The 13578-nt window shown below is 72.7% G+C and carries 10 protein-coding genes; 6 read left to right on the top strand and 4 right to left on the bottom strand.

Annotated features, from left to right (window positions below; genetic code table 11):
* Positions 1–245: 245 nt before the first annotated feature.
* Positions 246–2156 carry an SIR2 family protein gene (locus DAERI_RS19520; RefSeq protein ID WP_103131120.1) on the bottom strand — a complete coding sequence of 637 codons (1911 nt, stop codon included), beginning with the start codon at positions 2154–2156 and terminating at the stop codon, positions 246–248.
* An 83-nt stretch (positions 2157–2239) separates the two neighbouring features.
* The gene (locus DAERI_RS19515) at positions 2240–5278 is read right to left on the bottom strand and encodes an ATP-binding protein (RefSeq protein ID WP_103131119.1); all 3039 of its coding nucleotides are present in this window, start codon (positions 5276–5278) and stop codon (positions 2240–2242) included.
* Positions 5279–5749: 471 nt separating this feature from the next.
* Between DAERI_RS19515 and DAERI_RS19510 the strand changes: the two genes are divergently transcribed.
* From DAERI_RS19510 to DAERI_RS19490, 6 genes are all read left to right on the top strand, one after another.
* Positions 5750–6034: a hypothetical protein gene (locus DAERI_RS19510; protein ID WP_103131118.1), complete on the top strand. Its 285-nt coding sequence runs from the start codon at positions 5750–5752 to the stop codon at positions 6032–6034.
* 18 nt (positions 6035–6052) lie between these two features.
* Positions 6053–8155 (top strand): transglycosylase domain-containing protein, encoded by a 2103-nt coding sequence (locus DAERI_RS19505; RefSeq protein ID WP_103131117.1) that lies wholly within the window; start codon positions 6053–6055, stop codon positions 8153–8155.
* A gap of 48 nt (positions 8156–8203) precedes the next feature.
* Positions 8204–8902 (top strand): vWA domain-containing protein, encoded by a 699-nt coding sequence (locus DAERI_RS19500; RefSeq protein ID WP_103131116.1) that lies wholly within the window; start codon positions 8204–8206, stop codon positions 8900–8902.
* A 4-nt stretch (positions 8903–8906) separates the two neighbouring features.
* Positions 8907–9968, top strand: coding sequence for a hypothetical protein (locus DAERI_RS19495; RefSeq protein ID WP_235610471.1), 1062 nt, complete (start codon positions 8907–8909; stop codon positions 9966–9968).
* Positions 9899–10282 (top strand): hypothetical protein, encoded by a 384-nt coding sequence (locus DAERI_RS22935; protein WP_235610470.1) that lies wholly within the window; start codon positions 9899–9901, stop codon positions 10280–10282. Before DAERI_RS19495 ends, DAERI_RS22935 begins: the two co-directional genes overlap by 70 nt.
* A 637-nt stretch (positions 10283–10919) precedes the next feature.
* Positions 10920–11312 (top strand): DUF4397 domain-containing protein, encoded by a 393-nt coding sequence (locus DAERI_RS19490; RefSeq protein WP_103131115.1) that lies wholly within the window; start codon positions 10920–10922, stop codon positions 11310–11312.
* A gap of 177 nt (positions 11313–11489) precedes the next feature.
* Here the strand turns inward: DAERI_RS19490 and DAERI_RS19485 are convergent, their stop codons facing one another.
* Both DAERI_RS19485 and DAERI_RS19480 read right to left on the bottom strand, forming a co-directional pair.
* On the bottom strand, positions 11490–12371 hold the full coding sequence (locus tag DAERI_RS19485) for an N-acetylglucosamine kinase (RefSeq protein WP_103131114.1): 882 nt from the start codon (positions 12369–12371) through the stop codon (positions 11490–11492).
* Between the two features lie 13 nt (positions 12372–12384).
* A partial coding sequence (locus DAERI_RS19480; RefSeq protein ID WP_103131113.1) for a family 10 glycosylhydrolase occupies positions 12385–13578 on the bottom strand: 1194 nt, incomplete at its 5' end.

The raw sequence follows: 13578 nt of genomic DNA, 5'->3' as shown, positions 1-13578 counted from the left end.
GATGACTTTCCCAACGCCAGGTTCCAAAAAACCGCTTCGGGCCGTGATTTTTGCTCCTCCCCCTTGAGGGGGGAGGCCAGGTGGGGATGAACAAGCACGCCCTTCCAGCGCGGCGAAATCTCAATCCCCCGGAAAACGTACCGGGCCACCGTACCCAGGAGAAAAGTCGCGCGGGACGGCGAGGTAATTCCTTCCCCCTAACCCGCGGAAGGCGAGGTCGAGTTCTCCGGGGCGCGGGTAGGACTTCAGCGGGTGTTGTCGGGAAGGGGACGCGTGGTATCCACCGGCCCCCGGCCCTTTTCACGCTCTCCTCCCGCTGGCTGGGGGCGCAGCCGCAGGTTCATGGTCGGCACGACCACCGTGTCCGCCGTGACCGGCAGGGTCGGCGCCAGCGGGGGGTCGAGCTGGACCTCCCACTCCCCGGGGTTGGTGAGCCCGCAGATCGCCAGGAGTCTCGCCACGGTGGAGGTGGCGTCCGGCGAGGTGACGCTCAGCACCTCCGACTCCCCGGCGGCGTCGCGCATGTCCACGGTGTACTGCTGGATGTCCGAGGACAGCAGCGCGGTCACCGGGAGCTTGCCCGCCATCAGCGGGTGCCACACCCCGGGGTGGTCGATGTACAGGACGATCTCCCGCAGTGTCCGGGCGGGCATCCCGGTGACGAACAGCCGCACCCCCCGCAGCATCTGGGCGAAGGGGTGGATGGGGTTCCAGTGGGCGCTGCGCCCCGACGCGACCGGCAGGACATGCACGCGCCCGTGGCGCCCGGTCTGCTCCACGGCGGCGAGGGCGGTGCAGACGGCGGGCGCGATCACGCCCAGGTCGCGGTCGTTGCGCCCCTCGTCCGAGGTCCGGGCCACCACGGCGAACAGGGGCGCGCCGCCGTACTGAAAGGCCTGGTGCCCGGTTTCGGAGGCCACCCAGCGCCGGGGTTCCAGGGGCAGGCTCACGCCCGGACACGGGGCGAGCGCCCCCAGGGCCAGCGCCTGACGCCCCAGGACCGGGCGCCCCTCCCGGCGACCCGCGTTGAGCACCAGGGCGTCCCCGGCGGCCCAGGCTACCTGCGGCGCGGCGACCCGGCCCCGCCGCAGCACCAGGCGAACCGGGTGGGGCGCCGGGGGCGGCTGAAGGGTGTAGACGATCTCCTCAACCTGCGCGAAGTCCGCGGGGGGCGGCGGCTGATCGCGCGGCCAGTGCACGTCCCGCGCGAGCTCCTCCAGAAAGCCCGGGACCTCGTCGTGGCGGTCGTAGAAGACGGGGACGACGCCCAGGCGGGTTTGCAGGAACGCCGGGTCGTACAGGTCCGGGGCGCCGTCCCGCCGCAGCAGGGCGAAGTGCGGCATCTGGCCGGGGCCCTGGTGGTACAGGATCTCGCTGAACAGGTCCACGAGGTAGTTCTCCAGCAGCCCCGACCCCAAGAACAGCAGCGAGCGGCGGCGGAATACCTCCCCGAAGGCGCGGCGGAAGTGCGGCGCCGCGTGGATGGCCCGCTGGTACTGCTGGTGCCCGGCCACCACCTCCAGCGCCAGGGTCCGGCGCCGCGCGTCGGAGGGCACGGACGCTTCCGGCGGGGCGCACTGGCCGCCCAGGTACCCTTGCAGCGCCCACAGCACCGGGCGGCTGGGCTCGGACAGCGAGCGCAGCACCCGGTGGCAGTCGGACAGCGAGCGGCCCAGCACGGCCAGGGGCTCGGGGGGGTGGCCCTCCTCGCGCAGGGTGGCCTGGCGGGCCGCCCAGTACAGGTCGTCGTAGTTGGTGGTGAGCACGAGCGGCCAGTACAGCCGCGTCAAGGCCCGGAGTTGAGGCGTCGGCGGGATGAACTCCGGCGCCTCCTTCAAGGCCTGCCGGAACACCTCGTCGCGGGCCTGGCGCGGGCGGGAGCGCAGCAGCATCGTCACCTTGTCGGCCAGCCGGTAGCACTGCTCGGGGGTGGGGGAGCGGCCGGGGTCCTGAAAGGCGGCGGGCAACTCCCGCAGGCCCGCCCCCTGGGCCAGCCGGACGAGAAAGGTCCGCCAGCTCGTGCAGGCGGGCTGCCCCGGCGCCCCCAGGCTCATACCCGACCCCACGAACGGGGTGAGCAGGCCGTCGCGGTACAGCGCCGCCAGCAGGGGGGCGACCTGCCGGAATTCCAGGCCCTCGACCGCCGGGGTGGTCATGGCCTCACCTCGCCTTTCCGGGAATGGGCGGCGAGAGGGATGCGGGGGCGGGGCCGTCTCGCCGCCTGTCCAGGAACCCCGCGTCACGCTCCGCCGTCATGGCGCCCCTCCTTCACCCTGTCCCGCGCCCCGGCCTCCCCCCACGCTGCGGCGAGGCGGCGGCGGCTGGGAATGTTGTTCACGAACCGCTCGCGGTCTGGCCCCTCCAGCCCGCTGGCCTGGCGTTCGAGCCGCCGCCAGCCCTGTTCGAGCACCTCCCCGGCCCGCGCGTCGCCGCAGGCGTGCAAGACCTCATAGCAGGCCAGGCAGGGTTCCGACCAGTCGTTGAGGAGATGAGGCTGCTCCAGCCGGGGGAGAAGGGCCTCCACCAGCCTCAGCGCCCGCTCGGGGTGATTCCGGGCGGACTCCACCTGGATCAGCCCCGTCTGCCCCGTCTGCCCCTGCAGCCACGGGCCCGGCTCGTGGGCATACTTCCGCTGGTACGCCTGGAACGCCGCCTCGGCTTCCTCCAGCCGGTCGAGGGCGAGCAGCGCCCGGGCTTCCTCCAGCGTGGGGGCCGTCCCGATCTGCCGGGCCAGCTCCAGGGCCTTGTCCGCGTGGCCCTGACACAGCTCCAGTTCGGCCAGGCCTTGCAGGGCGCCGTCCACGGAGTTCAGGGCCTTGGCCCCGGCCTGACCCGCGTTCGGTCTGGAGGCCTCGAGTGCGGCCCCGAACAGCGCGGAGGCCTCGGGAAAGTTGCCGAGGAAGGCCTCGATCCCCCACAGATGCAGTTGGGCGTCAATGGCCATCAGGGTGCCGATGCTGCGGTAGATATCCAGCGCCGCCTGGGCGTACTGGCGGGCCTGGAGGTACTCGCCCTCCGCGAGGCTGGTCGGGGCCAGATACAGCAGGGCCCCGGCCTCATGCGAGCGCACCCCGATCTCCCGGGCGCCCTCCAGCGCGGAGGTGAGCCGCGCCCGGGCCTCCGGGAAGCGGCGCTGCTTGTTGGCGACGATGCCCAGGGCCAGGCTGGCGAGTACCTCGTTGCGGCGGTTTCCCAGCCGCTTGGCCCCGGCCACGCTCTGCTCCAGCAGTGTGGTCGCCCGGTCATACTCCTCAAGGTTCAGGGCGACGATGCCCAGACTCTGGACCACCAGGTTCTCGCTCCGCAAATCGCCAAGCTGGCGGTACAGCGTCAGGGCTTGCTGAAGAACCGCCTGGGCCTGCCGGAAATCGTGGTAGGCGGCAATCGCCCCGAGGTTATGGAGCACGGCGGCCTGAACCCACTCCAGCCCCGGCCCGGCCACTTCGAGGGCCCGTTGCAGACAGGTTTCGGCCTCCTCCAGACGGCCGCAGCCGCGCAGGGCCATGCTCCAGGCCAGGTACCCCTCCGCCCGCAACTCCTCACGGCCCGCCGCCTCGGCGTGGGCCACCGCCTGCTGCGCCGCCGCGATGGCCGTGGGAAAGTCGTTGACCACCTCGGCGTATCCCGCCCGCCGCAGCGCCGCCTGGCCCCGCCTCCCGGCATCCAGCGCCTCGGCCAGCCGCTCCAGCGCCTCCACGTCCCGGAGCTGCGCTTCACGCCTGCCCTGGAGGTTGAGGGCTTTTTCCCGGGTCAGGTACACCTCGAACCGCCGCGCCGGGTCGGATTCGGGGGTCAACTCCAGCGCCCGGGTCAGCAGCCGCTCGGCCTCCTGGGGGGCTCCCTGGCGAATCGCCTGCTCCCCGGCCTGGCGGTAGGCCTCGGCGGCCCGGTCGTCCTCCCCCGCCCGGTCGTAGTGCCAGGCCAGCCGCACCGGGTCGGGCGCCTCGGCGTACAGCTCCTCCAGGACCCGGCCCACCTCGCCGTGGAGCATCCGCCGCTCGCCACTTCCCAGGTCGCCGTACAGGTAGTGCTGGAACAGGGCGTGGGCGAAGCGGTAGCCCGACAGGCGCCGCCGTCCGGCCCGGAGTTCGCCCCCCTCCTGCACGAGCGCGTGGCGACCCTCCAGATTCTGCGAGAGGTCACGGAGCACCTGCCGGGGTGCCTGCCCCTGCACCTGGGCCACGACCTCGGCGGTAAAGGCCTCACCCTCCACGCTCGCCACCCGCAGCAACTCCTGCTGGGCCGCCCCCAGGTTCCCCAGGCGCTGCTCGATCACGCCCTCGACCCGGGGGGGCAGGGCGCCGAACTCCAGCCGGGGGCCGACCACCCAGCAGCCCCCAGCGTCCCGGATCAGGTCGCCCCGCTCCTGAAGGCTCCGCAGCAGCTCGACCGTGAAGAGGGGATGCCCCTCGGTGTGCCGAAAGAGGGCCTCGCGGAAGTCCGCGCCCAGCCGGTTGGGCTCGGTGTCCAGCAGGCGGTTCACGAAGTCGCGCCCCCCCGCCTCGTCCGCCCGCAGGTCCACCCACACGTCCCCGGCGTACCGCTTGATGTCGGCCAGCACCCGTTCTAACGGGTGACGCTCCGTTCCGCGCGGGGCCAGTTCGCCCCGCCGGTACGTGCCGACCAGCAGCGCGGCGCTGCCCTCCAGACGGCGCGACAGGTGGAAGAGCAGGTTGACGGAGGCCGCGTCCGCCCAGTGCAGGTCGTCCACGACCACCACGAGCGGACGCTCCGAGGCGAGCGCCCGCAGGACGTTGGCGTACTGCTCCAGCAGGTGTTCGGGCTGGACTGCGGCCTGGGCGCCGGGCTTGCGCCCCGCGAGTTTTTCCAGCTCGTCCAGCCACCCCGCCTTCTGCGCCAGCGCCTTGCCCGCCTTGGCGACCAGCACCCCGCCCGGGATGATGGTGCCCACCAGGTCGGGGCCGACCTCGATGAGCACCTGGGTGGAGCGGACCAGCCAGTGCCGCAGGCGGCTCCCGGCCGGGGGCTCCTCGGCCGCCGCCCGCCCGGTCACCCCGATGAGCACGGCCAGGAGTTCGCGGAAGGGCAGGTAGGGGTCCCCTGCCCCGCTCTGGGCGTTGCAGTTGCCGAAGGCCACCGCCAGATGCTCGTCAGCGTCCTGCGCCCGGCGGGTGAACGCCTGCACGAGCGCGGTCTTGCCGCCCCCCGTCTCGCCCGTGACGAAACACACCTGACCCTGCCCCGCCACGGCGCGCTCCAGAAACCCCTCCAGCCGCGCCAGCTCCCGCTCCCGCCCCACAAACGGCTGTTCGCTCATACCCCTGCTTTCCGGGAGGTCACCCACCTCAAGCGCTCCTGAATTCGCCCACGCTGGCCTTTCCAGAGCGGGCGGGTTGGGTCGGCTGGCCCCCGGTGGGCATAACGAGGCCCGGCCTCCGGGAGTTCATGTGCTGCGTCCAGCGGCGCCGGGGACGGGCGCGGCCCTCCTCTGGCGGCTGGAATTTGCTGGGCCGGGGAGGACTGACGGGGACCAGGCGGGGAGAACAGCGACGAATGCGTTCATGACGCCTCCTGCCAGGAATGGGAGCGGGCGCGGTGGACCCCCATTGTGCGCCTGAGCCCCCCGGGCTAGAAGTGCGCCGGTTGGCCGGGCAGCGTTCTGAGCCCGGTGGGCCGCCGCTCCACCCCGGAAGGGCGGGCGAGGCACGCGCGGCCCTTCCCGGCGCCCGGGTCCAGGCTCCCCCCAAGGATGGACGCGCTCCTCATGGAGGGCCTCTAGACTCGCCGCATGAGCTTCGTGCGCAAGCCCCGGCCGTACTCGTCGGGCCTGCCCTCCCTGACCCCGCCCGCCGCCCCGGCCCCCGAGCCCCGCCGGAAGCCGCGGGAGGGGCGCGCCCGCCCGGCTCCCGCACGCCGCCTCCCCGGCTCGCCCTGGTCGACGGCGGTCACCGCGCTCGCCGTGCTGGGTGCCGTGCTGGTCACGCTGGTGGGCGTGTCGGGCCTGGTCAACCAGATTTCCCGGGACGCCCAGTTCCGCTCGGCGGCGGCGGGCGTGGCGGATGTCCTCCGCTGAGCCGGTGCGGGTGAGGACTTGAAGTTCCCGAGGCGACTGGCGCCCTGGCCGCGCACCCCCTTCGTCACCGGGCCGCGCCCCTGGACCCTGCGGCGGGCGGCGCGGGCAGGGCTGGCGGGGGTCGGCGCGGCGACGCTGGGGATGCTCGCGCTGGGGGTGGCGGGGGCGGCCTCGACCGGGGCCTTCGGGCGGGTCTGGAACCTGCGGGTGGAACTCCAGCCCATCGAGGTGCAGGACCGCCGGGGGGAGGCGCTGGGCGTGATCGACCACTGCCGCGAGGGCGCGGTGGTCAACGCCGTGCCGTGCCGGGAGTCGCTGAGCGTGCCGCTCACGGGCGTGTCCCCGGCCTTCCTGCTCGCCTACGTGGCGAAGGAGGACGTGCGCTTCTTCTCGCACGTCGGTGTGGACCCTGGCCGCCTGCCCCGGGCGGTTCTGAGCGGCGCGGGCGGCAGCACCCTGACGATGCAGCTCCTGAAGAACAACGTGCTCGCCGGGCATTTCGACTACGACACGGGCCGCCGGGGCGTGGGCCTGGTCCTCACCCGCAAGGCGACGGAGTTCGTGCTGGCACCCCTCGTCACCTGGCGCTATGGGCGGCGCGAGGTGCTGGCGATGAGCGTCAACAGCCTGCCGTGGCTGGGCATCGGGCAGCGCAAGGGGGTGTACGACGCGGCGCGCGGGGTGTTCGGCGTTGATCCTGCGGACCTCACGCTCGCGCAGTCGGCCTTTCTGGTGGGGTTGCTGCCCGCGCCGGGCCGTTACCTGGTGGCCCAGGACACGCCCCCCGACGTGGCGACCGCCCGCTTCCGCTGGATGAGGGCTCAACAACTCGTCACCCTGCGAATCCTGCGCGACCACGGCCTGATCGGGGAAGGCGAGTACGTGCGGGCGGCGGGGGAACCCCTCCAGCCCCGCCTGTGGCGGGTGGAGTACGCGGGGAGCGGCGGTGACCTGCGGGTGGTTTCTGCCGGGCGCAACCCGGACTACACGAACGAGCCGGAGCCGGTGTGGGCCCTTCAGGAGCTCGTGCGGCGCGAGCTGCGGGCGGCGGGCCTCGATCCCCGGCGGGTCGGAAGGGTGGTCCTGACTCTGGACGCGCGGGCGCAGGCGGCCCTGGTGCGCCGCGTGACCGGGGAGGGGCCGACGGGGGGCCGTCCCGCCGGGGTCGCGGAGGGGGCCGCCGTCGTGGACGTGCGGGGGGGCGGCATCCTCGCGCTGGCGAGCAGCACGGGCGGGGACCAGAGCAGCGAGCCCGGGCGGCAGTGGGCTGTGGCCGCCCGCCGCCCGGTCGCCAGCACGGTCAAGCCGCTGCTGTACGCGACCGCCTTCGGGGAGGGGGTCACCCAGCTCAGCACCTTCCGGGACGCCGCGACGAGCTACGCCGGGCGGCCCATCCGCAACAACTCGGGCACCTTCCTGGACCGGGCCGTGACCGTGCGGGAGGCGAATGCCCGCAGCCTGAACACCGTCGCCGTGCGGGTGGGCACCGAGCGCGAGGCCGAGTTGCGCCGGGTGCTGGAAAGTGTCGGCTACGTCGAGGACTCCGGCAATCGCTCCAGCCCCGCGCTGGGCACGTACCGTTCCTCGCCGCTGGGGGTGGCCGCCGCATACGCGAGTTTTGCGGGTGGGGGCCAACTCTGCCCGCCCCACCTTCTGGCCGAGGCGTACGACCGCGCGGGCCGCGCCCTGCCCCTGCCGCGCCGGGCCTGCGCGCCGCTGTGGAGCCCGGCCGTGGCCTACGAGACCTTCGACCTGCTGACGGGCGCCGTGGAGGGCCGCACCGGGCACGTGCCCTTCCTGCGCGCCCCGCTCTACCAGCGCCTGCTGGGCACCGCCGTGCCGCTGGGCGCCAAGTCGGGCACGACGGACGATGTGCGCGACACGTGGTGCGCCGGGGTCACGCCCGGGTACGCGATGGCGGTCTGGATCGGCGACCCGCTGGGCGTGGCGAGCGTGCCCGCCGACCTCTACCGCGACCAGGCGGCCTGCCGCGAGCTGGGCCTGCTGCGCGAGTTGCCGCACGGGGTAAGCACGTTGGAGATGCCCGAAGGCATCACGCGGGTGGGTGGTGTGGCCGTTCCCGCGCCCGGCGCCGACATCCGCAACCCCACGCCGCCCTGAGCGGGGCATCCTCTTTCCTCCACCCTCCCCCCATCTCAAGGAGTCCCCATGTCCCTGTCCGCCGTTGCCCTCCAACTCCTCCCGCTGCTCGCGCCCACGCCGCTGAGCGCGTCCACGATCCTGGGGCTCAGCACCCCGCCGCTGCACATCGTCATCGCGGCCGACATGACGGGCAGCTCCAAGAATCCGGCCTACGGGTACGCCGCCCAGGCGAAACTCCTCGCGCAGAGCGTGCTGCTCAACCAGGTGCGCTCGGGCGACACCGTGACGCTGCTGCGGGTGTGCGACGGCGTGCAGACCGTCGGCAACTTCCCTTTCCAGTCGAAGAACGGCGCGCGGATGGGCAAGGCGGACATCCTGCGGTACACGAATGCGCTGACCCAGCCCTGCACCGGGAAGGGGAGCGCCATCACGGCGGCGCTCGGGCAGGCGAGGACGGCGCTGGGCCGCACCCCGGGCGTCCGGGGCGTGGTCGTGATGTTCACGGACGGGGCGATCCTCGACGACCCGAAACGGGCGGCGCTGGGGCAGACCGTCCAGAATCTGCTGGGCGCCTCCCAGACCCGCGCCCTCTTCTTCGCGGGCCTGAGTCCCGAGAAGGGGACCGGGGGCGACTCCATCCGCGACTCGTTCATGAAGGCGCTGGGCCGGGGCGCGGACGACTCCCGCGTCCTGACCGCCGGGGCCTACGACCTGAGCGACGTGTACCCCTCCTTCGCGGCGACCGTGAAGAAGGTCAGGAAGTGACGACGTGACCGAGAGAGACGAACACGCCGCCGAATCTGCCGCCCTCCCGGTCACTTCGCTGGGCGAGTACGAGGCCGCGCTGCCCCATCCCGACCCCCTCACCGCCGAGCAGTTCATGCCCGTGCTGCCGCCGGGCCATTTCGCCGCCTTCCTGGACGAGCTGACGCGCGAATTGCCCCCGGTCGAGGACGAGGCGGCGCGGGGCGCGCTGACCACCCGCGCCCGGGTGCTGCGGCTGAATGTCGAGCAGTACCGGGTGAACTACGAGGTGACCCGAGCGGGCCTGACGCGCATCCTCGCCGAGACGGGCGCGGGCGTGCGCGAGGCGTGGGCGCGGCAGGAGGGGCACCTGCGTTTCATGAACGGGGCGAGCGCGGAGGTGGAGCGGGGCTACACGCGGGCGACCGGGGACATCGAGCAGGCCCGCCGGGAGCGCTTCGACGTGCTCACCCTGCACGGCGCCCGGCCCGACACGATCAGCGCCGAGAGCTTCTACCAGCAGCAGGCGCTCGCCGACCTGGCGCGGGAGGGCCAGCCCATCCGCCCGCCGGAGGAGAAGACGGGGAGCAAGCGGGTCTTCAACGGCTTCGCCACCTTCAGCAAGTTCTTCGTGGGACTCATCAGCGGCGTGAGCATCAACCTGCTGTTCAACCCCGAAAGCCGCCTGTACCTGACCGTGATCGCGCTGACCGCCGGGGTGATGTTCAGCGTGCTGCTGCTGTGGCTGGTGGACGAACTCGCCTACCGGGCGAAGCTCGCGGGCCAGACGCCCGGCATGGGCCGCCCCGCCGGGTACATCGCCGGGATCGTGGCCGTCAGCCTGCTGTACCTGGGGGTGGAGGGCTACCTCAACTGGGACGGCATCCTGCGCGTGACCCAGCAGATCGCCGCCAACGCCGCGCAGGAGGGACAACTGACGGACCTCAGCGCGGGGGGGGCGAGGGCGCGGTGCCGCAGCACTGGTCGCTGCTCGCCTTCACGCTCGCGCTGGTGGGCATGGCGGCCTCGGCGGCGCTCCTCCAGGGGCGGGAACGCGCGCGCGCGCTGTTGGAGCGCGAGCGCCTGAGTGCCCGGGTGGCCGGGCTCAAGGCGAGCCGCGAGTACGCGGACGCGGCCCGCGCCACCGATGCCGTGGCGTACCTGGAGGCCGCCCGCGACCGGCTGGAGCCCCCGCGCGACGTGACCAGCCCCGACCACGCCCGCCTGAACGAGCGCGTCCTGAACCACTGGGAACAGGAGCGCGACACGCGGGTGCAGACGCTGGGCGCGGACCTCGTGCGGGACGCGCGGCAGCTTCAGGACGCCCTGGAGGAGTTCGCGGGTCAGGTGCAGTCGGCCCAGCACCCGCAGAAGCGGCCCGGCCTGCTGCGCTTCCTGTAAGAAAAGTCAGCGGGACGCGGGGACGTGAGCTGGTCCCCGCGTCCTTCCTTGCTGCGGAGGCGCCCTTTCCCTCCCGGTGTCCGGCGAGGGCATGGCGACATTCCAGCACAAGGAGCCGTCACGCGCCCGGAGAGCCTGACGCATTGCCCGCTCTCCGGGTGGTGGGGTGAGGGGAGCCGCCTACCCGTCCGGTGATGACAGGGGATGGAGCACCCGCGCGTGACGTGTGCAGAATCCATGCAGGTCAGAAAACACGGCCAGAAGGGCTCTTTTCCCACTGATTGTGAAGGATTCACTTCCAGGCCGCGCCTAGTTCCGGGCTGGCGGGGAGCACCCCCATCCATCTCCCGGCTCCTCGCAAGGCCGCTATGGACGGCTTCCAGCATGTTCAGGGGCACTTTCCTCCGGCGCCTGGGGAGCTTGGCCCACACCCCTTCCCAACTTCACAACTTCTGCACAGATCGTGCCCCGGCCCTGAACAAAGGCCCCGCATACTTCGCCCCATGAACGGGAGAAGGACACCGCTCCACACCCGGGAAAGCGAGGCGTCACTGTTCTGAACATCCTTTTTCCCCCTCGGACCGCCCCCACCCCCCCCGCCCAGCCGGTGCCCCGGCACCACGAAAGGAAACACACCATGCGTACCCCCAAGACCCTGAAGGCCCTGCTGCTCTCCGCCCTCCTCGCCACCGCGGCGCTCGGCGCCACCGCCTCCGCCGGACAGGCGTACTTCTCGAACGAATCCGGCCAGAGCGGCGTGGTGGACGTGTATGTGGACGGGCAGCTCGTCTTCGACAACGTGTTCCCGAACATGCCCATGATGTTCCCCCAGGACCTCGCCGCGGGAACCCACCAGGTCGTCGTGACGCCCTTCTACCTGACCCCCGGGCAGGGCGACGTGCTGGACACGGCGGTGATCATCCCCGACGACGGGACGTACACCCTCACGCTCGCCGAGAGCGAGGACGAGTTGAGCCGTCCAGTCCTGGCGATCGGCGTGTCGGGCGGGAACACCCAGACCAGCGAGTGACCGGGACGCGCCGGGGAGGGCACGCGGGCATACAGGCCCAGTGCCCTCCCCGCTCCTGTGGACTTGACGGGGTTGTGCGCTGGGATGACCGACAGGGCGGGTCGCGGCCCGTCTCCACCACCCAACTCGTTGTGACCATCCCCGTCCTGCCCGTGCGCACGCCGCTGTAACGGCCCCTCACTCCCCGGCTTGCCGGGCAGCCAGGCGAGCGGCGGCCTCCGCGTGATCGCGCCAGGAAACGTTCACCCCGGGCAGGTGCCGGGCCAGCGCGGCGGGGAACAGGGGGCTGACCCGCAGGGCGCCGCCGGTCGCCGTGACGGGGAGAGTCCCGGTCCGCCGTTGCACCCGCCGCGCCAGGTCCGCGAGTGATTCGGCGGCCTCACCGAGGAGCGCGGCGGCCACCTCGTCGCCCCGGTCGGCGGCGCGGCCCACGGCGGGGGCGAGCGAGGCGATGGCGGCGGCCCCCGGCGTGCCGTAGGCGAAAGCGCGCAGGGTGTCCCAGTCCAGCCCCCCCGTGACGAGCGCCGTCTCCCGGGCCAGCGGGGAGTCGGGCACCCGCCCCTCGTCCAGCCGGTCGGTGAGCCAGCGCAGCCCCGCCCGCCCCAGGCTGAACCCGCCCCCATCGTCCCCGATCCGGTAGCCGCGGCCCCCCGCGCGGATCACCTGCCCGTCCTGGCCGACGTGGTAGGCGATGCTCCCCGTCCCGGCGTAGAGCAGGACCCCTTCACCCGGCGCGAGGTGGGCGCGGTAGGCGAGGTCGAGGTCGCCCTCCACGGTCACCTGCCGGGGGTGGAGGCCGAAGGCGGAGGCAAGTACCGCTCTCACCTCCTCGGCGGCAGGGGTTCCGGCACTCAATCCCGGCAGGCCCGCGTGCAGCACGTCCGGGCGATCCGGGAGGGCCTCCACGAGCGAGGTGAGCGCTGCCGCCCCGATTCGGAGGAGCGGCGCGGTGAGGGGGGGCGCGGTGCCCCGCCCGATCACCCCATCATCCCGGAGCAGGGTCCATTTCGTGCCGCTGCCCCCGGCATCCAGGCCGAGGGCCAGGGGGGAAAGCGTCAACGGCCCGCCCGCCTCAAGGCAGGGCCAGCGGGGGGAGCATGGTTACCCGGCCCGCGGGAACCGCCGTGAGGTCGCTGGAAACCTCGCCCACCCGGACCCGCACGTTCGCCGCCGGGGCGTGCATGAAGCCGTAGCGCCCGTTCCCATCCGTGACGGTGCGCCCCAGCTCGGTCCCCTGCCCGTCGAGCAGGAGGACGGTGCGCCCACCCAGGGGACCGCTCGCCACGGTGACCCCACCGCTCAGGGCGCGGAGCCCCGCCGGGTCGGGGCGCTCCCAGCGGGCGGGCTGCGCGAAGGGGCCACCCTCGCCCGTCAGCTTTGCGGTGAGTTCGGGGATCACCTCGGCCCCGGTGCGGGTTCCGGCGTTCACGTCCTTGTCGGGGGTGCGGTACGAGTACCCGGCCCAGCCGCTCAGGCCCGCCGCGCGGGTCTTCAGCACCTGGTTGACGCTGCTCGCCTGGTCGTTCAGGTAGATCGCCGAGCCGCTGACCTGATGCACGCCCGGGTACTTCTGGCGCAGCCCGGCGGCAAAGGTGTTCCACTGGCCAAACCACAGCGCCTGATCCGGCACGAAGTCGCGCTTGTAGTTCATCATCACGTTCACGTCCAGGTAGCCCTCGCGCACCCAGGTCAGCCAGTCCTGATTGACCTCCGCGTAGGGGCGCGAGGTCTGGAAGGCAGCCTCGTCGGCGGGACCCGCGCCGTAGGTGATCGTCGCGGCGTTCACGCTGACATCGGGCCGAACCGCCTTAACCGCCAGCGCGGTCTCCCGCACGAGGTTCGTGACCTGCTGGCGACGCCAGTTGCTCCACTGTGGATCGGCGGGGTCGGGCGTGCCGGTCGCCCCCGTCTCGGTGCGGTAGCGGTCCAGCGCGGTCGGGTTGTAGCCCCATTGGTTGGGGCCTCCCACCGGGTTGTAGTCGGGGTAACGCACCCGGTCGAACTGGATGCCGTCCACGTCGTAGTTCTTGACCACGCTGACGTACATGTTCTTGATGTACTCGGCGGCGTCGGGGTGGCCGGGGTCCATCACCCAGTCGGCGCCGCCGCGGATGGTCCCGTCGGCCTTCACGGTGAGCCAGAAGTCGCGCCCGGTCGCGCCCGTGCCGTGCGTCAGGAAGGCGTGGCCGGGGGGCGGCGCGACCACTTCGCTGTTCCACAGGGCGGTCGTGATGATCCAGGCGTGGACCTGAATCCCCTGCGCGTG

Source organism: Deinococcus aerius, from assembly GCF_002897375.1.
Lineage (GTDB): Bacteria > Deinococcota > Deinococci > Deinococcales > Deinococcaceae > Deinococcus > Deinococcus aerius.
This window is presented reverse-complemented; position numbering and strand designations above follow the sequence as displayed.

What these genes read in the sequence shown, in the direction of transcription:
- DAERI_RS22935 (WP_235610470.1), top strand. Translation starts at nt 9,899, where the DNA reads ATGGCGGCCTCGGCGGCGCTCCTCCAGGGGCGGGAACGCGCGCGCGCG.
- DAERI_RS19490 (WP_103131115.1), top strand. Translation starts at nt 10,920, where the DNA reads ATGCGTACCCCCAAGACCCTGAAGGCCCTGCTGCTCTCCGCCCTCCTC.
- DAERI_RS19515 (WP_103131119.1), bottom strand. Translation starts at nt 5,278, where the DNA reads ATGAGCGAACAGCCGTTTGTGGGGCGGGAGCGGGAGCTGGCGCGGCTG.
- DAERI_RS19500 (WP_103131116.1), top strand. Translation starts at nt 8,204, where the DNA reads ATGTCCCTGTCCGCCGTTGCCCTCCAACTCCTCCCGCTGCTCGCGCCC.
- DAERI_RS19520 (WP_103131120.1), bottom strand. Translation starts at nt 2,156, where the DNA reads ATGACCACCCCGGCGGTCGAGGGCCTGGAATTCCGGCAGGTCGCCCCC.
- DAERI_RS19510 (WP_103131118.1), top strand. Translation starts at nt 5,750, where the DNA reads ATGAGCTTCGTGCGCAAGCCCCGGCCGTACTCGTCGGGCCTGCCCTCC.